Genomic DNA, 19,025 nt, shown 5'->3' with positions numbered 1-19,025 from the left:
AGGTTTTTCAGCGCTGGCAGAAACCCCCTAAAGTGTCACTTCTTCTGTACTTAGAACGTTGGCTTGGAGGTAGCCATACGGCTACTCTCGCGAATACTTTCGACTTGTGATATATCTCGCGAATCAATCCTCTCGGACGTATTGCTGTCAGCTTTACGACGACTGCAGCGCACGCATCCATGGCGGGGACGAGATGGGCGCAGCAGCGAGTAGGGCGAGGAGGACGAGAAGAGCGTGGGAGGGCGCGGGGAGGCTAGAGAAGCACAAAAGCGCCAGCGGCTACCGCATGGGTAACCGGCTGACGCTTTTCAAGGAACATGCTCTCGGAGCTGCTGGCTTATACCTTTGAGTGCTTGTGCCTTTTAGTCTTCGCCCTTGATGAACGCTTCGAGCTGTGCTCGCGCAACATCGTCGGCAAGCTGCTTCGGCGGGGACTTCATCAGGTAGGAAGAAGCGGCGTAGACCGGGCCGCCGATGCCGCGATCCTTGGCGATCTTGGCAGCGCGAACAGCATCGATGATGATGCCAGCGGAGTTCGGGGAGTCCCAGACCTCGAGCTTGTACTCAAGGTTCAGCGGCACCTCGCCGAAGGCCTTGCCCTCGAGTCGGACGTAGGCCCACTTGCGGTCATCCAGCCAGTCCACCCAGTCCGACGGGCCGATGTGGACGTTGCGGTCGTCGATCTTGCCGGCCAGCGGACCGGTGAGATTGGAGGTGACGGCCTGGGTCTTGGAGATCTTCTTGGACTCGAGGCGGTCGCGCTCGAGCATGTTCTTGAAGTCCATATTGCCGCCGACGTTGAGCTGCAGGGTGCGCTCGAGGCGAACACCGCGGTCCTCAAATAGCTTGGCCATGACGCGGTGGGTGATGGTTGCGCCGACCTGGCTCTTGATGTCGTCGCCGACAATCGGAACGCCTGCGTCTTCGAACTTCTTGGCCCACTCCGGGTCGGAAGCGATGAAGACCGGCAGGGCGTTGACGAAGGCTACACCAGCGTCAATGGCGCACTGTGCGTAGAACTTGTCAGCCTGTTCGGAACCGACCGGCAGGTAGGAGACCAGGACATCGACCTTGGCGTCCTTCAGCGCCTGAACAACGTCGACCGGTTCAGCCGGGGATTCGTCGATGGTGTCCGCGTAGTACTTGCCAACGCCATCCAGGGTCGGGCCGCGCTGAACCTCAACGCCGAGAGTCGGGACATCGGCGATCTTGATGGTGCAGTTTTCGGAGGAAACAATGGCCTCGGAGAGGTCCTTTCCGACCTTCTTGTCGTCAACATCGAAAGCTGCGACGAACTCGACATCGGAGACGTGGTAGTCGCCGAAGACGACGTGCATGAGGCCAGGAATGGTCTCATCGGGCTTTGCATCGCGGTAGAACTCGACACCCTGCACCAGGGAGGAGGCGCAGTTGCCGACGCCGACGATAGCGACGCGAATTGAACTCATTTGGTAATTCTCCTTGAAACTATGTGCTCGGAGGCTTTGACCTCGCGCCGGGAACTCACACCGGGAACTCGCATCAGGACCCCGCACCAGGGCCTTGCGCCAGCGGTGCGGCCGTGAGTGGGTGCACGCATTGAGGTAACGAGCGTGACGTTATACCTTTATGCGTTTTTTGCCGATGCTCAAACCGTGAGGGGGCATGTGTGTACCGATAAAGCGGGGGTGAAATCAGCCCGCACGCGCCTGCTAATCTGTCTTCGTGATGACATGGCAGGGCGAGATCGATCACTCCTTGCTCAAGAAGCAGTTATTGGAGCAGTGGCGTGCAGGGGAGATTTCACGGAAATCACTCTGTGATGCCGATGCTCGGCTGGTCGCTGCCGCGCGTTTTCACGGCAGAAAGTCCCAGGAAGAGTGCCCAGTATGTCGCAAATTCGACCTCCGACTCGTATTCTGGGTGTTCGGAGAAAACTTGGGCCGTCGTTCCGGCTCTGCTTGTACTGAAAACGAATTATCCGCAATAGTTAATGAATATGGTTCGTGCACCGTCAAAGAAGTTGAGGTGTGCCCCGACTGCAAGTGGAGTTTCCTGACCCGGACACTTCAGGCAGCTCGAGAAGAGTCAGAAAACTAGGGAGAGCACCCGTGAGCAATGATCGACCCGATAGCCCAGGCGGTCCTAACAGCCCTCACGAGGGCCAGGGTTCTAATTCATCAGGCGAGTGGTGGGATCAGCCGGATGCTGATTCCTTCAATACGCACGCACACTCCGATGACGCATCGCTTGACGACGATTCCAGTGACAGCATTGATGCTGTTTCGGTCGGTGGCAATGACGAGGGTCTGGCTACCGGTTCAGAGATGACGTCGGCAAGCGAGCCGGATCCGGCGAAGGGGCAGTACGCCCCAGATGACCATGAACCAGATGACCATGAAGAGGAAAGCTCGATGGCGCAAGAAGAACAGCCGACTGATAATAAGCGGCGAATTTTAGCGTGGCTCGGTCTAGCCGTGGCGTTGGTCGTGCTGTTGCCGGTAGTTGTGTTCGGTGTTGCTTATGCGACAACGGACGTGCCGGAGCCAGAAGAGTTGGCCAATAGTCAGATTGCGGTGATTTATGACCGTACTGGTGAAAAGGAAATCACGCGCATCGTCCCCGAGGGCGGTAATCGAAGCAACATCACTATCGACAAGGTGCCGGATGCTGTACGCAATGCAGTGCTGGCAGCTGAGGATCGTGATTTCTATACCAACCCGGGTTTCTCCTTGACTGGTTATGCCCGTGCGGCTCTGGGAGTCGTGACTGGTAATTCCAGTGCCGGTGGCGGCTCGACCATTACGCAGCAGTACGTCAAGAATGCTGTGGTGGGCAATGAGCGCACGCTGACCCGTAAGGCCAAGGAACTGGTCATGTCGGCGAAGATGGCGCGGGAGTGGACTAAGGACGAAATCCTTGAGGCCTACCTCAACACGATTTACTTCGGTCGTAACGCATACGGTATCGCGGCAGCGTCGAAGGCCTACTTCGGTAAGGAAGTCGGTGAGCTGAATGCCGAAGAGGGTGCTGTGCTGGCAGCCTCGATTCAGCGTCCATCCGCACTGGATCCGTGGACAAACCGTCCAGAGGCGGAGCAGCGTTGGAACTACGTCCTCGATGGTCTGGTGGAGATGAACATCGTCTCGCCGCAGGACCGCGCGGGAATGCAGTACCCGGAGACCATCGATCCGGCGTTGGCGCCGAAGCAGGCTCCGGAGCCCGGCCCGGCTGCCATGATTAAGAATCAGGTGCTGGCTGAGTTGGAGCGCGAAGGTATCTCCGAGCAGGAGGTCAACACTGGCGGCCTTCGCATTACGACGACCATTGACCCGACGGTACAGCAGGCTGCCCTCGATGCGATGGAAAACTACGTCGATCAGTCAACGGGTTTGCGTGCCGCCATCGTTTCGGTGGAGCCGAAGACCGGTGCTGTCCGCGCCTACTACGGTGGCGACGATCCGACTGGTTGGGACTACGCAAACAGCGGTCTGCAGACCGGCTCTACTTTCAAGATTTTTGCGCTGGCAGCAGCTCTCGATCAAGGTATTCCACTGACCGCGCAGTACTCTTCGGCACCTGTGCAGTCCGGTAACGTCACTCTGCACAACGACGGCGGTGCCGGCGGTGGCGTGCTTCCGCTTTATGAGTCCCTGAAGCAGTCGCTGAACACCCCGTTTATTCGCCTGCAGCGCGACCTGAAGAATGGTCCGGATGACACCGCCAAAATGGCTCATCGTCTGGGCGTGGCTGAGTCCATCCCGGGTATTGAAAAGACTCTGATGGACGACAACGGTCACTCGCAGGACGGTATCGCCCTGGGTCAGTACCTCTCACGTCCGCTGGATATGGCCGTTGGTCTGGCTACCCTGACTAACGATGGCGTCTATCAGCAGACTCACTTCGTAGAGAAGGTCGAAAACTCCAAGGGCGAGATTGTTTACGAGTCCAACGCTGACAAGGGCGACCGTCGAGTTTCCAAGGCAGTGGCCACCAATATGATATCGGCCATGGAGCCTATTGCCGGTTACAGCAACAAGCCCTTGAGTGGTGGTCGCCCGTCGGCCGCCAAGACCGGTACTACGCAGTTGGGTGACACCGGCCAGAACAAGGATGCGTGGATGATCGGTTCGACACCGCAGCTGTCGACTGCAGTGTGGGTTGGCAACGTCGATGGTTCGGCGCTCTACAACGCCTACGGTGGCATCATGTACGGTGCCCAAACTCCGGGCGATCTGTGGAAGTACACCATGGATAACGCACTGGCCAACGAGGACTTTGAGTACTTCACCAAGCCGGAACCAATCGGTGGTGTTGCAGGTGCGCCGCAGTACCAGGCGCCGTCGACCTCTGACTCTGGTTATGACCAGGGCTCTGCCCCGGAGACCACAGAAGAGGAGTCGGCCGAGGAGTCGACCTCTGAGTCCTCCGAGGAGCAGCCTGCACCGCTTCCGGTTCCGGGTGGCGATGGCGGCGGCGGTGGCGGCGGAATCGCTGACCTACTGCCCATCCCGATTCCGGGAGGCGGTGGTTTCGGCGGTGGCAATGAAGGCGGCGGAGACCCCGGTAACCCTGGAGGTGGACAGTAAGTGGATACGTGGGTGATTTTCACCATCGTCTGCGTCGCGATCGGCTTCCTGATGTTCGGCACGGCCTTTTGGGGCTTCATGCAGAAGTGGAAACCGGCAATCATTTGGGCTCTGTGCCTGGCAGCCTTCCTATTCGCGACAGTCATTCCGGTGATTATTGCGTTGGCACATGCTTCCTCGACATCAATGTAGGACGCAGGCCAGGTAGTTAGCTGCTAGAGCGCTAACTGCCCACCAAGCACGCGACAACTTCACAATTCAAAGAGACGCACGCAGTAGCTCTGTGTGCGTCTCTTTCTATTCGGTGCTCCGACGCCGCTTGCCAGTACTGCTTGCCGACGGCGCCTGCGATTAGGACATATACCTCTGCCTGCGGTACCCTGGCAGGGTTGCTTGACGCAACGATCCTCCTGCTGCATAGCGGTTGGCATGAAAGACAGTGCCAGCGCACCACGCTGTGTAGCCGAAATACAAGAACTAGACCATAGGAGGTGATGAGGTCCGTGCGTCACTACGAAGTAATGATTATTATCGATCCGTCTCAGGATGAGCGCACCGTAGGCCCGTCCCTGGAGAAGTACCTCGACGTTGTCCGCAAGGAGAACGGCAAGGTGGAGAAGGTGGACATCTGGGGTAAGCGCCACCTCGCCTACCCGATCGAGAAGAAGGAAGACGGCATCTACGTTGTCGTCGACCTCACCTGCGAGTCCGCAACCGTGCTGGAACTCGACCGTCGTCTGAATCTGAACGACAGCATCCTGCGCACCAAGGTGCTGCGGGTTGATCGTTAATCTGCGTCATATTTGCGTAGCTAGAGTGCTCGAATGGGGCACACCGGTAATGCGAAAGCCGTAGGATAGCGGGCGAAAGCCCCATCATCAGCTCGACAGAATACAACCGAGGAGAAGAAGCATGGCTCAGGGAGACGTACAAATCACAGTGGTTGGCAACCTGGTTGCTGACCCGGAGCTTAAGTACACCCAGAACGGCACCGCCGTCGCGAACTTCCGCGTCGCGTCGACTCCGCGGGTGTACCGAGATGGCCAGTGGGTTGACGGCGAGGGCATGTTCCTCACCTGCAGCCTGTGGCGTGAGGCAGCGGAGAACGCTGTCGAAAGTCTCTCCAAGGGCATGCGCGTCATCGTCCAGGGTCGTCTGCGCCAGCGCAGTTACGAGACCCGCGAGGGCGAGCGTCGTACCGTCTTTGAGGTTGAGGTCGATGAGGTGGGCCCGTCCCTGAAGTTCGCTCGAGCTCAGGTCACGCGCACTCCACGCAACGGCGGTGGAAACTTTGGCGGCGGTAACCGCAGCCAGGGTGGAAATGCCGGTGGTGGTTTCGGCGGTGGCTTTGGTGGAAACCAGGGCAACCAGGGTGGACAGGGCGATCGCGGTTTTGGTGGCGGAGCTCCTGCGGAAGATCCGTGGAACTCAGCTCCTCCGGCCGGTGGCGGCTTCGGCGGCGATGAGCCTCCGTTCTAAGCTCCTTCCAGCCACGGCACTACGTGACTAGTTTGCAGCAGATTTAGCATCCACAATTCTCATAATCTTTTAAAGACATATCCAGCGAAAGGCAGGGATCATGAAGCTGATCCTCACCGCCGACGTTGACAAGCTCGGTGTCGCAGGCGACATCGTTGAGGTCAAGGCCGGCTACGGACGTAACTACCTGCTTCCTCGCGGACTGGCAATTGTTGCCACCCGCGGCGCAGAAAAGCAGATCGAGGGCATTCGTCGTGCCCAGGAGGCTCGCGCTATCCGCGACCTCGACCATGCACGTGAAGTCAAGCAGAAGATTGATTCGCTCGACAACGTCTCCGTTGCTGTGAAGGCTTCGGAAAATGGCAAGCTGTTCGGTTCTGTCACCAAGGGTGACATCGCCGATGCAGTTCGTAAGGCTTCCGGTCAGGCTATCGACAAGCGCGCAGTCGTGCTTGCTCCGAGCCAGATCAAGTCCCTTGGTAAGCACACCGTTGACATCGCGCTGCACCCGCAGATTACCGCGCATGTTTCCGTACAGGTCGTCGCCGCGTAAGTTCGCGGTTTAGAGTTTTTACTTTGACGGCGGCTGACGAGCACCGCGTTTAAAGACTGCGCGGGCTCTGAGGCCCAATGACAACAGCACACGTGAAGCTCTGATCTTTCGTAGTGAAAGGTCAGGGCTTTTCGTGGTTTAAGGCTGGTTTAAAGCCTTTTACGCAGGTGCTGGAAAGAGCGTCTACGACTTGTCCACAGGCTAACAATGATTTCTGTGGATAAACCTGTGGGTAACTTGCCTGGCTGCCGTGGATAACTCTTCTGGAGTGCACGAGATTTTTATTAATTCATCGTTAATAATCTCCGCATGAGCAGCATCGATGCTAAAGGGGTAACAGAGGATTACATTTGTGCAGGATTAAGGCAAATACGCACTGACCTGCGTAGATAGAATATTTTCGGGTTGAAACTCCGCTACCCCCGTTAACATTCAAGCGGCGGTTTAGGGTTACGGACCGTTCACCTGGACTTTTCTTGATTGTGCACATGTTCTCCCCAGGCTTATCCACAGGTGCTGTGGATAACTTCGGGGATAACCCCTGTCGAGGATTGTTTTCTGGGGCCTTAAAGGGTACTTTTACAGGTCCGTCAATCCGCTCGAGCAGGTATAACTGCGGTAGGTAGTCAGGTGTCCAATGCTGGCGGGCGGAACAGGCATATTGAGTGTGACGGTCAGTCAGCAACAGGGTTGAAAAGGCACCTAAGTGGTCCAGAAGGGGAGGAGCTGCTCACGATGAGTCAGCCTGTAGGTGATGGTGGTCATTCAGGAGCAGGGGACGAGGCGTCGTCCTACTCGGTGAATTCCCACGATGATTCCTTCGATGACGTTCCGCTGCCCCCGGAACCGCCGGTAGAGGATGCGCCACCGGAGGAGTATTCCTTCTCTCAGAGCTCGGGCAACGGATCGTCGGCAAGCGGATCTGGGGCGCGGGACTGGGAGCGAGACCGTGGTCGTGGCGCTCGTGCGAGTGCGGTCGCGGGCGCGACTTTTGAGCGCACCCCGCCGCACAATATCGAGGCGGAGCAGAGTGTGCTCGGCGCGATGCTGCTGAACTCAGAGGTCGTTGCGGATGTGTACGAGCAGCTGACGCCGGAGGATTTCTACCGGCCAGCGCACCAGACGATTTACTCGGCGATTTTGCACCTCTACGGTGAGTCCTCGGAAATTGACCCCATTTTGCTGGCAGGTCGTCTGGATCGAACTGGAGACCTGGAGCGCATCGGTGGTCCGCTGTACCTGCACACCTTGGCCTCCCTGGTGCCAACGGCGGCGAATGCGCAGTTCTATGCCCGCATTGTTGCGGAGAAGGCGACAATCCGTCGCCTGGTCGAGGCCGGCACGAAAATCGCCCAGATTGGCTATGCGGGCGCGGAGGACACGGAGCCGGAGCAGCTGGTGGATGAGGCGCAGCAGCTCATCTTCAGCGTTGGACGTGAGAACACGAAGAATGACTACGTTCCCATCGCCGATGTCCTGGATGACACGCTAGAGGAACTGGATCTTATTACCCAAAACGGCGGTCTGGCGCAGGGTGTGCCGACGGGGATTACCAACCTGGACAAGCTGACAAATGGCCTTCACCCAGGTCAGATGGTGATTATTGCGGCCCGTCCGGGTGTGGGTAAGTCCACGCTGGCGATGGACTTCATGCGTTCGGCATCGATTCGCAACGGCATGACCAGCGCAATTTTCTCGTTGGAAATGTCGCGCAACGAAATCATGATGCGCATCATGTCCGCAGAGGCGAAAATCAACATGGCATCTTTGCGCTCCGGTGACCTGGATGAGCGGGACTGGACAAAGCTGGTCGAGGTCGGCGACAAGATTCGTGATGCTCCGCTGTTTATTGATGACTCGCCGAACCTGACCATGATGGAAATTCGCGCGAAGGCACGTCAGCTGAAGCAGAAGCACGATCTGAAGATGATTGTGGTCGACTACCTGCAGCTGATGAGCTCGGGTAAAAAAGTCGAGTCCAGACAGCAAGAGGTCTCGGAGTTCTCCCGTCAGCTCAAGTTGTTGGCGAAGGAACTCGAGGTACCGCTGATTGCAATTTCGCAGCTGAACCGTGGTCCGGAAGCTCGCACAGATAAGAAGCCACAGGTCTCGGACCTGCGTGAGTCGGGTTCGCTGGAGCAGGATGCCGATATCGTCATGCTGATTTACCGGCCGGACTCGCAGGAGGCTGACCATGAACGTGCTGGTGAGGCGGATATTATCGTCGCAAAGCACCGTGGTGGACCGACCGGAAGCATTGCTGTGGCCCACCAGCTGCACTACTCCAGGTTCGCCAACCTGGCGGAGGAGCCCAGCGGTTCTCTCTAGGTGCCTGGCCTAGCCACCCAGAATTAGTGCAATCCGGGTGGCTAGGTAAGGTGAGTGACAGTCAATGGGGCGAGTTTTCGTGCGTTGATGGTTTTGAAGGTTTTGAGGGTTACGCGGAGTCGTCGGGAAGCGGGGAAGCACTATGTCACCAACTGCCGCTCCCGTGGCAGCGGAGGCCAAAGCGAAAAGGCAGAAGAGTGCGCCGAAACAGCGCGTCGGTTGGGTAGATGCGGCTAAGGGGCTGTGCATTCTTTTAGTTGTGCTTGGCCATGCCATCACAGAGCTGCAAGCGCACGGTTACTACACGGCGCAGTGGGCGGGGATTAACTTCTTCCTCGGACCAATCCGTATGCCGCTGTTTTTCCTGCTATCTGGTCTCTTTGCCGGCAAGGCACTCAAGGAGTCGTGGCATAAGTTAGCCAATCGCCGAATCTGGGTGATGGTCTATCTCTACGTGATTTGGGTTCCACTGCGTGACTTCGTGCTTTTCCTCATGCCGTATACGCACGTGGATGCCGATGGCATAGTGTCTCCGGCGCCGATTACAGACCATAGCGCGTGGGGGCCGCGAATTTACAACACGCTTCACGCGATCATCGAACCAACTTCCTACCTATGGTTCCTGTGGGCGCTGGCGCTGTTCGCAATTCTCACACGAGCATTCCGCTGGGTACATCCGGTGATTCAGCTCATCGTTACAGGCCTCATTAGTGCATGGGCGCCTTTTGCCTCGTCCAGCTGGTCGTGGGACTTTGTCAGCAAAATGCTGTTCTTCTACGTGCTGGGCATGTACGGCGCGCCCTGGATCTTCCGGATGGCACAGCGTCGCAGTGGTCTCGCACTACTAGTGACGCTGACGGCGTTTCTGTCGGTGGCGATCTGGGTGCAGGCGACCTACTCGAGCTTTAACGAAGGCAACGTCGGCTTCACCCGCGTGTACCTGTCCACCACTGGCGCACTGGCTGCAATCAATATTATGGCGATGCTGCAGAACACTCGCCTAGTTGTGCCTTTTGAAAAGGTTGGCGGCCGAACGCTGCCTATCTTCCTCATGCACATTCCAATGTTGGTTGTGGTCATGATTATTTGTGACCTCATTCTGCCGAAGGACCCACATTTGGTCATCATGACGCCGCTGGTGACTATCATTGCGGCGATGCTGTGTCTTGGTCTGCACAGGTTGCTGCTTGCCATCGGTGCCGGGTGGCTCTTTGTCCGTCCTGTGTGGGTAGTGCGCATGACTACGCCGGGGCAGCGTGCCCTTCAGCGCAGTCAGAATCCTTCTTCCCTGCCTGAAGGCGAGGCTCCGCGGCAGCCTAAGAGCGAACCTGCTTCCTAATTCAGCTCAACAAGGCGGTAGCGTGGAACCGGGAGCCGATCAGGCGGCAGAAGTGACACAGAGAATAGCCATGAAGAAATGAGAAAGCCATGCGTCTAGCAACGTTGCGATACCAGGGTGCAACCCGCGCCGCTGTTCTCGGCGACGGCGTAGCGGTCCTTTTTGATGACCACTGTCTCGGAGATGTGTTAGCGCGGCCAACGTGGCGTCGTGAAGCGGAAGAACTCTTGGCGGAGGCGGGGAACAACCCTGACAACGTCATGGCGGAGAGCGCGTGGGCGTTCGCACCGCTGATTACGCGGCCGGGCAAAATCGTCTGCGTCGGCTTGAACTATGCCGCGCACATCGACGAGATGGGGCACCAGCGCCCCGAGGTGCCAACGTTATTCGCGAAGTTTGCCGATGCCGTCGCCGGTGCGAAGGATGATATCCGAGTGCCGGAGGCCTGCGCGGAGAAGCTCGATTACGAAGGCGAGCTCGCGGTTATCGTCGGCGAGACCTGCCTGCGGGTGTCGGAGGAGCAGGCACAGGACGCTATCGCTGGGTACGCGATTATGAATGACTTCACTCAGCGCGATTTCCAGTACGCTACCGCGCAGTGGCTACAGGGGAAGACGTTGCAGCGCGCCAGTGCTTTCGGGCCGTGGATGCTCACGGCCGATGCTTTCGATGCGGACTCCGCGCGGGTGCGCACATACGTCGACGGGGAGCTGCGCCAGGATGCACCGATTGCGGACCTTGTTTTCTCCCCGGCGAAGTTGATCGCCTACATCTCACAGTTCGTGCAGCTGAACCCGGGCGATGTCATCTCCACGGGAACGCCGGCGGGTGTTGGCCACGGCATGAGCCCGCAGACCTACCTTCAGGATGGTCAGGAAATGGTCATCACCATCGATGGCCTGGGTAAACAAGCCAACACTGTCCGCATCAACCACTAGCACGCGCCGCTTTACGACGTTCCCGCGAACCCGGCGGGAATGAATCGACCCCCGCGTGCGTTGTGGGAGACTAACGGGTAAAAACCTACGTAAAGAACGTGAAGTTAGAACACGACGTTAAAGAGTAAGAGGAGTTAGACCCATGGCAACTGTTGATATTACGAACGAGACTTTCGCTGAGACTATTCAGAACAACGACATTGTGCTCGTTGATGCCTGGGCATCCTGGTGCGGTCCGTGCCGCCAGTTCGCCCCGATTTATGAGAAGGCTTCGGAGAAGCACTCAGAGGTAGTGTTCGCAAAGCTGGACACCGATGCCAACCAGGAGGTTTCGGCGGCCCTGGGCATTCAGTCGATTCCGACGCTGTTTGTTTTCCGCGAGGGAATCCTGCTGTTCCAGCACTCTGGTGTGCTGCCGGAGGCCGCCCTGAGCGATCTGGTTGGCCAGGCTTCGGAGCTGAACATGGATGATGTCCGTGCGCAAATTGCCGAGCAGGCCGCACAGGATAGCGCTACCGAGTAAACTCTGCGGTTCAGCCCGCATACTGTGCGTTTTCCGACTTGGAGCACTTCCGCGTAAGCCCCCGCGCCTGAACTAGCCCTCAAGCGCGCGGGGGCTTTTTGTATCTAGTCCGCGCGCTGGCCACGAATGAGCCAGCCAATACCAAAGCCAGCGAGTGCTGCTACTAGCGCCCACAGGGCGGGAGCGACTTTGTTTGAGTCCTCCTCAATCGACAGTGGTGCGCTGGTGCGGGCGTGCTTTGTCTCCTTCTCACCTGTTGGCAGAACCTGCCCGTCTGGGAACACGTGCTTGACAGCTTCGGTGAGTTCGTTGGCGGTCAGGTTTTTGCCCAGAACCGCGATAGCGTAACGGTCATCGTCGCCAAGGAATCCGGCAGTGGTGTGCTGCTCTTCGTACCAACCGGACTTGTTGGCAATCGTTTCCTTCGGTAGCGCTGCACGCAGACCGAAGTTCTGGTCTGCATCGCCGTAGGAGTAGCGCGGCAGTGAGTACATCAGCTGACGCATGTATTTGGTCTCCGTGTCGCTCAGCCCGCCTTCTTCGCTCAGCATGCGGTCAAAGTAGGCGACCATGTCGGCTGGCGTACTGGTGGTGGCTCCCCACATAGGCGAGCCGACGGTCTTATCCGAGAGACCGTAGCGCTGCCGGACATTGTCAACGATTCGTACACCGCCGTAGGAATCCCACAGCTCGTCAGTTGCTTCGTTGTTGGAGTATCGAATCATGTCGTCGCGCAGCATGGCGTCGGGATTGCCCTCAACCGGCATATCGCCCTGGCCAGCGACGATCTCGCCCTTCTTCGGCTGCGTGTAGTTGGAATAGGCCACAACATCGGCGACGAATACCTTCATCAGGCTGGCAAGGCGAAAAACATCATCACAGTGTGAGTTGCAGATGAACTCACCGGTCTGGCGATCCAGAATGCCCATGCCGAGCATGCCGCCCTTAGCATCGAACTTCTCGGTCACTTCGTCGAGACGAGTTTGCACGCCAAGGCCCCACTGGGTCTTCGCCCCTGGCACAAGTGGGGGAAACTCCTTCGGCTCACTTTTCACAGTGCTTTCCGACGGCTCCGTCGAGGACGTTTCCGATGTCGGTGAAGAGGTTTTCTCTGCCGACTTCTCAGCCGACTGTTCCGCCGACTTCTCTGCGGTTCGCCCTGTGCTCTTCTCGGGAGCCTTTTCAGTTGGCTTTTCGGTGGTCTTCTTGGTTTTTGCGTCGGAGGGCTTAGCCGGCTCCGTTGACGATGGAGCTGCTACGACTACCTGCGAAAATGCACCGGTATCGGTGGAGTCAGCAGTTGCGGTGACTGTCGCGTTAGCCAGCGGCGCAGTTGCTGACAGAGTAATTACCGCGGCGAGACTCGCGGCAAGTCCGCGGTACGCGCGTTGAGGGCAATGAACCATGTTTAGAGAGTTTACAACTCTGGGGGAGTCTTGCTTGTCGGTAACCAGCTCTTTCCGTTTGCCGAGAGAGAGCGAGCTAGCTCACGTACAATTTTTTAAGAGATGGAATCTTCTCGGTTCCGATTAGTTATTCCGCATATGTTGAGGAAGGTTGGATTTGCATGGCTAATCCATTTGCCAAGGGCTGGAAGTACATGATGTCTTCGTTTGATAAGAAAATCGAAGACAATGCGGATCCGAAGGTTCAGATTGCACAGGCAGCTGAGGCCGAGCGTCAGCGCCATCAGGAGATTCAGCGTCAGGCTGCGGCTATCATCGGCAACCGCAATCAGCTGGAAATGCAGCTGGGGCGGTTGACCTCTGAGCGTGACAAGATTACCGAGAACACCCGCCAGGCACTCGCCAATGCGGATCAGGCTCGTGCCAAGGGCGATGAGGCCACTGCACAGAAGATGGAAAGCACTGCTGAGGTGTTTGCCACCCAGCTGGTGAATGTTGAAAAGGAGCTGGAAAATACTACGCAGCTCCACCAGCAGGCCGTATCTGCTGCTGAGGAGGCACAGCGTCAGGCGCAGCAGTCGCAGGCTCGCTACGAGCAGATTAAGCAGGATATCCGCAAGCTGGAGTCGCAGGCCGATCAGGCCAAGATGCAAGAGACCGCGTCGAAGACTCTCCAGAGCATGCAGGGTATTTCCGAGGATCCGAATGTGCCGACTTTGGATTCGGTCCGTGAGAAGATTGAAGGCCGCTACGCCAATGCGTTGGGCGCTCAGGAGCTCGCGGAATCCTCACAGGCAGGTCGCATGGCTGAGATCGAGACTTCGACTCGCGATGCCGCTGCTGACATGCGTCTGGCCGAAATTCGTGCCCAGATGAGTAATGAAAACGCTGCTCTCGAATCCGGTTCTGCCGCGAAGGATAACGCCGGCGAGCTGGAGTCCGCCGAGTCCGCCGAGGCTGTCGAGTCCGTTGAGGCCGTTGAGGACACCACAACGGACGCAGACGAAGCGAAGTAGCGTTCACCAGTTGCCAACAATCGTCAACAAGAAAGTGTCGGGGTTTATGTCAGTTTGAGCGGGAAAAACCACCCTAAACTGACATAAACCCCGACACTTTCTCGCACCAGCAGCGCCAGCAGCGACAGTAGCGCCAGCAGTGCTGAAGCCACCGAAACTGCCGAATCCGTGAGGCGCGCTATTACTCCAATTCGCCGTTCTTCCGCGCGAGCAGCACCCCGCGGATACCGGCGTGGAAACCATCGCGCAGATTGACGCGCTGCGTCTCCGTCAGCGTGTATTCGTGCAGGGTTTCGCACGCAAACTGCAGCAGCGGACGATCAATGTCCGGCGGCAGCCCACCACCAGAGAGCAAGTGGGCACTATCGCGCGCCTGCTCGTTCGCAATATTCTCGTACCACCAGTTCGCGTACTGCTGTCCCACATCGAACGGCGTCTGGAAACCCGCGGATGCCCACACCTCGTTCGGCAGGGGCACGTATCGACTACGCAGCTTCCTCCTTGGCGCCATCATCGAAGGATTCGGCCGCGGGTTTGGTTTCGGTGTACTCGCGTTGGCACCGTCTTCGCTTGTCGACGGCTCTGTCGCCGACTCCCCACTGCCGGTTGCAGTCGACGACGCGGAATCGGAGGCAGGCGCTCCTGCATTCTCGGCTCCGGTGTTGTTCGCAGTGTCGTTACCAGCCCCACTGCCAGTGTTGACTGTCGCGCCGGGCATGGCCGCTGGAGAAGGCTGCGCTGGCTGCGTTGGCTGCGTTTGCTGTGTTGGCGAGCCGGCCGAAACGCCCGAAGCAGCGGAATCCACCTGTGTAGCTTCCGAACCGCCGGTGCGCTCTACCTCAGCGCGGTGCTCAGCCTGCGCCGGGATTTCCCGGGCACCCATCTTGGCCGCGTGCTCGACCTCGTTGAACTTCGGCGAGTCGGCCTTGGCCGTCGGCGTGGCTGCGGCATTGTCTTCGCTGCGACAGTCGGAGTCGCGGTCAGCCGTGGGGGATGGCACAACGCGCTGGTCCTGCGGAACCTCCGGAGTGCCGGCCTCGGGCGAAGCAACGTCACCGTCGGCAGCGGAGGGAGTGTTCTCCGTGCCGTCGTCAAGCGAGTCCTCGCCCGGAGGAGTGATGCGCGTATCCGGTACGCAGGTGGCACCGAGATCTTCGATTGGTTCGGCATCGCCCAGCGGCTTATTCGTGCGGACGACCGGTGGGATTGGGCCCTCGAGGACATTGAGCTGCATGGCGTCGGCGAAGTCCTCGCGGGGATCGAGGATTGTCGTCGAATCGCAGGCATGGCGAAGTGCACCGGACATGGAGTCCCAGCCGAAGCCGTAGAGATGCACGCGCACACCGGCGGCCGAAGCCTCAGCGACGCCGGGCAGCATGTCCGCATCGCCCGAGACCAGCACGATATCGGAAACTTGGTTGCGCAGGCCGGCGACAACCATGTCTGCGACGAGTCGCGTATCGACGGCCTTCTGCGTCCGTCGGTCACCCCATTCAATGAGCTGACCCGCGCGCAGCTGCACACCATCAATCGTGCGCAGTGAGCGCTGGTAACGATGCGGCCCCGACTCCGGGATGCCGTCGTACCAAAGTTGCCGCTGAACTGGCTGGTTCAGCTGCTGGTTAATCATTCGGTCAAGGACACTAACTACTTCTCTAAGGTCGATTTCTAATTGCCCGCGGGCTCCGGTTTCCCACGAGTTGTAAAAGCTCGCCAGTAAATATGACGTATCGACGAACACCAATGTGCGTTCAAGCATGGCTCCTAATTCCTGATTCTTTATTAACTAAATAAGAAAACCGGTTACATCGACAAGGATGCCCGAATAATTCATTCTATGCGCTAAACATGTTTAACTTCAGGGACTATTCTTAATAAGCCGCATTGCTTTGACCGTTCTTCGCGGGTTGGCAGAAGTGCGAGCCGACGAGAAAGCACCGATCAATTTAGGTATTGACGTGCAAAGAAATCGCCCCGCGAAGAGTGCGACCACACAGGAGAAGGGGAGTTACAAACAGGTATGAGACGCTGGTTCGGCCTATTGGTTCTCATTACTGTGTTGGGGCAAGCGGTTTTCAACGGCGGTCGCGTGCTGCTTTCTTGGCGAGTCCTCGATTTTGGCGGTTCCACCGCCACCGTCGGTTGGTTCACTGCCGCATTTTCACTTGTACCTCTTATTATTGCGCTTCCCGCCGGCAAGCTTGTCGACAGCCATCGTGCCACCGAAGTCATGTACTCCGGTCTCGTCGCCACCGTCATCGCTGCAGCAGTAATGTCGCTCTCGCCGAACCTACCTATTCTTCTGATCGGCTACGTGGCCCTGGGTTTTGCCCACATGACCACGCTCATCGCCGCTCAAGGCATGGTTTCGCACCTGCGTGGCGGCGTCGCCGGGCTTGATAGCCTCTTTGCATACTTCACGCTTGGAATCTCCGTCGGGCAGTTCCTCGGCATCGTCGGTGCGGGTCTGCTCACTCCCAACCACGACGGCAGCGCCATGACCGCCACCACTTCCGCGCTCTGGACGATGACGGGAATCGGTGCGGTCGCCCTGGTCATCGGCTGGCCGGTCGCAACTGCTTATCGACGGCACGAAGCAAATGCAGCCGCCGAAGTGCAAGCTGCTAGCTCAACTGAGTATTCTCCGGCGTCGACTGTTAGCGACCGCAGCCGGATGGAGGAGAGGCGGCTGGCGCAGGCCGAAGCCAGTGGCGCATCGGTCTTAAGCATCCTGCGTATCGATGGCATGTCCAGCGCTATGTCTGTCTCAATTGCGGTCATCGTAGCCATTGACCTGTTGACGGCATATGTGCCGGTGCTGGGACGTGAACTGGGCTTTAGTGTTGCCGAGGTGACGGCGATCCTTGGTGCGCGTAGTGGTCTTGCGATTATTTCCCGAGCCCTCATGCCGACTGTTTTGCGCAAAGCTAATCGCAATCGGGTCCTTATCATTGCAGTTTGTGCCGGTGTCATGCCGCTTTTGGCTATGCCGTGGCTGCAGAGTGCGTGGCTCATGGTTATTGCTGTTGGTATCTGCGGTTTGGCCTGGGGCTTTGTGATGCCCATGTCGATGACGTGGGTGAGTTCCCTGGTGGATGCCGAGGTGCGTGCTCAGGCGTTGTCCATCCGGCTAATGGGTAACCGCTTGGCGCAGGTCATCCTGCCGCCGATTGCTGGTGTGGGTGCTACCGCGATGGGTGCAGGCAGCGTGTTTCTGGGGGCGGGTGCGCTGATGGGTGTCGCATCTGCCACTGCTTGGCGACGACTCGCAGGTGACAAGGCGGCTCTGACTAAGTAATTGGTCGGTTGCTGAGTTGCTGACAAGTAGAGACCGAGCCGTAGGGCCCGACCCCCGGAAAGTGGACACATCGGGGGCTAGCTATGCTGCTGTGGTCAGTATAGCCGAAGTCTCGGCTTCAAAGACATCAGGAGCTACGAGATTGCACCAGGAGTGCCGCCTGCGCGTGTTGTAGCGCATGCACCACCGGAAGACCTCTTGACGACAGCTAATTGGGTTGTCAAAGACTTTCCGATCACGCAGCACTTCCCGCTTTAAGGTGGCGTTAAAGGATTCTGCCAGGGCATTATCGGCACTCGTTCCAACCGCGCCCATGGACTGGCGCACACCTAACGACGAGCAGTAGTTCCTAAAGTCTTGTGAGGTGTACACGCTGCCGTGATCGGAATGGAAAATAGTCCCGTCAAGACTGCCGCGCACGCCGTGTGCGTGGGCTAGAGCATCGATAACTAGTGAGACCCGCATGTGGTCTGCGAGTGCATAACCTGCAAGTTTACGTGAATACGTGTCAATGACTGTGGCAAGGTACATGTTTTTGCCTCCCCTACACGGCAGGTAAGTAATGTCACCGACATACACACGATTTGGCTCGCCAGCTGTGAACTTGCGGCCTACTAGATCTGGCATGACACGGTGACCAGGCTTACGCCTGGTAGTAATGCATCGACGCCGTTTGCTAAAGCCTTTTAACCCCATGGATTTCATGATGCGTGCAACTTTCTTGTGATTGATCGGGGTATACGTCGTGTCCTCCTTGAGGCTTGCGGCGATGCGTTTAGCACCATAAAGCCCGTGCTCATCATCGAAGATGGTCTTGATTCTTGCACCAATAACGGCATCAGAATACATCTTTAACCTGCGTTTTTACGGGTGCTCACCCACTTGTAAAACGAGGAACGATTCAGCTTTAACACATCGCACATCCGCTTAACCGAGTACTCGGTTCGGTGGTCATCGACAAACTGGAAGCGGATCACCAGTGAGTCTCTTCGGCAAAATATTTCGCGGCCTTACGCAGGATGTCGCGTTCTTCGCGCAGCTTAGAGACTTCTTTTTCCAGCTGACGGATTCGCGCAGAATCATTCGCCGCTTGGGCTTGATCGTGCACGGCTTTAATGCGGGCACGTTTGCCAGTGCCGTACTTTTTGACCCAAGAATGTAGCGAGGCACGGTTGATACCGAGCTCAGCTGATGCTGAGTTCAGCGAGAGATCCTCGTTGTTCTCATAGAGGGCTACGGCATCGCGTTTGAACTGTTCGGAGTACCTGGACATGGTGGTAGATTACCTTTCTTCCCAGCTCGACTGGGCTGGATATCAGGTGTCCACCACATGGGGGTCAGGTCCGTAGGAAGTCTCTGATTTGGCGTACGGGGTTAACTAAAGTGAATTTTTTTCATGGTGCTACCAGCGGATTCGCTTAAATAAGGGCGTGTGTGTAATGTATTCGGAGGTCAGCGTGGCCAGGCAGTTTATGTGTTTGGTTGGCTGATGTGGGGGAGATGTTTTCGTGCGGTTAGCCGCTGGGAGTCGTTGGTTTGACTTTCTGGTTAATTGTTTGTTAATGTTTTCTCTCGCT

The 19,025-nt window shown here is 57.7% G+C and carries 15 protein-coding genes and 1 pseudogene; 12 read left to right on the top strand and 4 right to left on the bottom strand.

Annotation, left to right across the window (positions count from 1 at the left end; genetic code table 11):
• Positions 1 to 362 precede the first annotated feature (362 nt).
• Complete coding sequence (locus tag QP982_RS09050) at positions 363 to 1,448, bottom strand: inositol-3-phosphate synthase (protein ID WP_016421706.1); 1,086 nt, start codon at positions 1,446 to 1,448, stop codon at positions 363 to 365.
• 259 nt (positions 1,449 to 1,707) lie between these two features.
• Here QP982_RS09050 and QP982_RS09045 point away from each other — a divergent pair, with 259 nt between their 5' ends.
• The 10 genes from QP982_RS09045 (at position 1,708) to trxA (ending at position 11,728) form a co-directional block, all read left to right on the top strand.
• Positions 1,708 to 2,079: a DUF5318 family protein gene (locus tag QP982_RS09045; protein WP_224783765.1), complete on the top strand. Its 372-nt coding sequence runs from the start codon at positions 1,708 to 1,710 to the stop codon at positions 2,077 to 2,079.
• Between the two features lie 11 nt (positions 2,080 to 2,090).
• Positions 2,091 to 4,568 carry a transglycosylase domain-containing protein gene (locus tag QP982_RS09040; RefSeq protein ID WP_284870447.1) on the top strand — a complete coding sequence of 826 codons (2,478 nt, stop codon included), beginning with the start codon at positions 2,091 to 2,093 and terminating at the stop codon, positions 4,566 to 4,568.
• Positions 4,569 to 4,760: a hypothetical protein gene (locus QP982_RS09035; protein WP_016421704.1), complete on the top strand. Its 192-nt coding sequence runs from the start codon at positions 4,569 to 4,571 to the stop codon at positions 4,758 to 4,760.
• A 311-nt stretch (positions 4,761 to 5,071) separates the two neighbouring features.
• Positions 5,072 to 5,359 (top strand): 30S ribosomal protein S6, encoded by a 288-nt coding sequence (gene rpsF, locus QP982_RS09030; RefSeq protein WP_005511978.1) that lies wholly within the window; start codon positions 5,072 to 5,074, stop codon positions 5,357 to 5,359.
• A 121-nt stretch (positions 5,360 to 5,480) separates the two neighbouring features.
• Entirely contained in the window at positions 5,481 to 6,047 is a 567-nt protein-coding gene (locus QP982_RS09025) for a single-stranded DNA-binding protein (RefSeq protein ID WP_049170077.1), read from the top strand.
• Between the two features lie 100 nt (positions 6,048 to 6,147).
• Positions 6,148 to 6,600 (top strand): 50S ribosomal protein L9, encoded by a 453-nt coding sequence (gene rplI, locus QP982_RS09020; RefSeq protein ID WP_005511982.1) that lies wholly within the window; start codon positions 6,148 to 6,150, stop codon positions 6,598 to 6,600.
• 735 nt (positions 6,601 to 7,335) lie between these two features.
• Positions 7,336 to 8,928, top strand: coding sequence for a replicative DNA helicase (gene dnaB / locus QP982_RS09015; RefSeq protein ID WP_049170075.1), 1,593 nt, complete (start codon positions 7,336 to 7,338; stop codon positions 8,926 to 8,928).
• 142 nt (positions 8,929 to 9,070) lie between these two features.
• On the top strand, positions 9,071 to 10,267 hold the full coding sequence (locus tag QP982_RS09010) for an acyltransferase family protein (protein ID WP_049170073.1): 1,197 nt from the start codon (positions 9,071 to 9,073) through the stop codon (positions 10,265 to 10,267).
• 89 nt (positions 10,268 to 10,356) lie between these two features.
• The gene (locus QP982_RS09005) at positions 10,357 to 11,205 is read left to right on the top strand and encodes a fumarylacetoacetate hydrolase family protein (RefSeq protein ID WP_016421701.1); all 849 of its coding nucleotides are present in this window, start codon (positions 10,357 to 10,359) and stop codon (positions 11,203 to 11,205) included.
• A 142-nt stretch (positions 11,206 to 11,347) separates the two neighbouring features.
• A complete protein-coding gene (gene trxA, locus QP982_RS09000; protein WP_016421700.1) occupies positions 11,348 to 11,728 on the top strand; it encodes a thioredoxin in 381 nt (126 codons plus the stop codon).
• Between the two features lie 104 nt (positions 11,729 to 11,832).
• On the opposite strand, the gene QP982_RS08995 is transcribed toward trxA, so the two are convergent.
• Complete coding sequence (locus QP982_RS08995; RefSeq protein WP_048732252.1) at positions 11,833 to 13,134, bottom strand: serine hydrolase; 1,302 nt, start codon at positions 13,132 to 13,134, stop codon at positions 11,833 to 11,835.
• Positions 13,135 to 13,295: 161 nt separating this feature from the next.
• Here QP982_RS08995 and QP982_RS08990 point away from each other — a divergent pair, with 161 nt between their 5' ends.
• A complete protein-coding gene (locus tag QP982_RS08990) occupies positions 13,296 to 14,150 on the top strand; it encodes a PspA/IM30 family protein (RefSeq protein WP_284870446.1) in 855 nt (284 codons plus the stop codon).
• A gap of 181 nt (positions 14,151 to 14,331) precedes the next feature.
• On the opposite strand, the gene QP982_RS08985 is transcribed toward QP982_RS08990, so the two are convergent.
• Positions 14,332 to 15,909 (bottom strand): NYN domain-containing protein, encoded by a 1,578-nt coding sequence (locus QP982_RS08985; protein ID WP_284870445.1) that lies wholly within the window; start codon positions 15,907 to 15,909, stop codon positions 14,332 to 14,334.
• Positions 15,910 to 16,170: 261 nt separating this feature from the next.
• Here QP982_RS08985 and QP982_RS08980 point away from each other — a divergent pair, with 261 nt between their 5' ends.
• Entirely contained in the window at positions 16,171 to 17,448 is a 1,278-nt protein-coding gene (locus QP982_RS08980; RefSeq protein ID WP_284870443.1) for an MFS transporter, read from the top strand.
• An 81-nt stretch (positions 17,449 to 17,529) separates the two neighbouring features.
• Here the strand turns inward: QP982_RS08980 and QP982_RS08975 are convergent.
• Positions 17,530 to 18,721 (bottom strand): annotated as a pseudogene (locus tag QP982_RS08975) (IS3 family transposase).
• Between the last annotated feature and the right edge of the window lie 304 nt (positions 18,722 to 19,025).

Origin of the sequence: Corynebacterium sp. MSK019, from assembly GCF_030232425.1 — a bacterium.
GTDB classification, from domain to species: domain Bacteria; phylum Actinomycetota; class Actinomycetes; order Mycobacteriales; family Mycobacteriaceae; genus Corynebacterium; species Corynebacterium jeikeium_D.
The sequence above is the reverse complement of the archived record's forward strand: the minus strand, read 5'-3'. Positions and strand labels throughout refer to the sequence as shown.

Coding starts and splice junctions, on each gene's coding strand:
- QP982_RS09010 (WP_049170073.1), top strand. CDS start 9,071: ATGTCACCAACTGCCGCTCCCGTGGCAGCGGAGGCCAAAGCGAAAAGG.
- QP982_RS08985 (WP_284870445.1), bottom strand. CDS start 15,909: ATGCTTGAACGCACATTGGTGTTCGTCGATACGTCATATTTACTGGCG.
- QP982_RS09005 (WP_016421701.1), top strand. CDS start 10,357: ATGCGTCTAGCAACGTTGCGATACCAGGGTGCAACCCGCGCCGCTGTT.
- QP982_RS08995 (WP_048732252.1), bottom strand. CDS start 13,134: ATGGTTCATTGCCCTCAACGCGCGTACCGCGGACTTGCCGCGAGTCTC.
- QP982_RS09025 (WP_049170077.1), top strand. CDS start 5,481: ATGGCTCAGGGAGACGTACAAATCACAGTGGTTGGCAACCTGGTTGCT.
- trxA (WP_016421700.1), top strand. CDS start 11,348: ATGGCAACTGTTGATATTACGAACGAGACTTTCGCTGAGACTATTCAG.
- rplI (WP_005511982.1), top strand. CDS start 6,148: ATGAAGCTGATCCTCACCGCCGACGTTGACAAGCTCGGTGTCGCAGGC.
- dnaB (WP_049170075.1), top strand. CDS start 7,336: ATGAGTCAGCCTGTAGGTGATGGTGGTCATTCAGGAGCAGGGGACGAG.
- QP982_RS08980 (WP_284870443.1), top strand. CDS start 16,171: ATGAGACGCTGGTTCGGCCTATTGGTTCTCATTACTGTGTTGGGGCAA.
- QP982_RS09050 (WP_016421706.1), bottom strand. CDS start 1,448: ATGAGTTCAATTCGCGTCGCTATCGTCGGCGTCGGCAACTGCGCCTCC.
- QP982_RS09045 (WP_224783765.1), top strand. CDS start 1,708: ATGACATGGCAGGGCGAGATCGATCACTCCTTGCTCAAGAAGCAGTTA.
- QP982_RS08990 (WP_284870446.1), top strand. CDS start 13,296: ATGGCTAATCCATTTGCCAAGGGCTGGAAGTACATGATGTCTTCGTTT.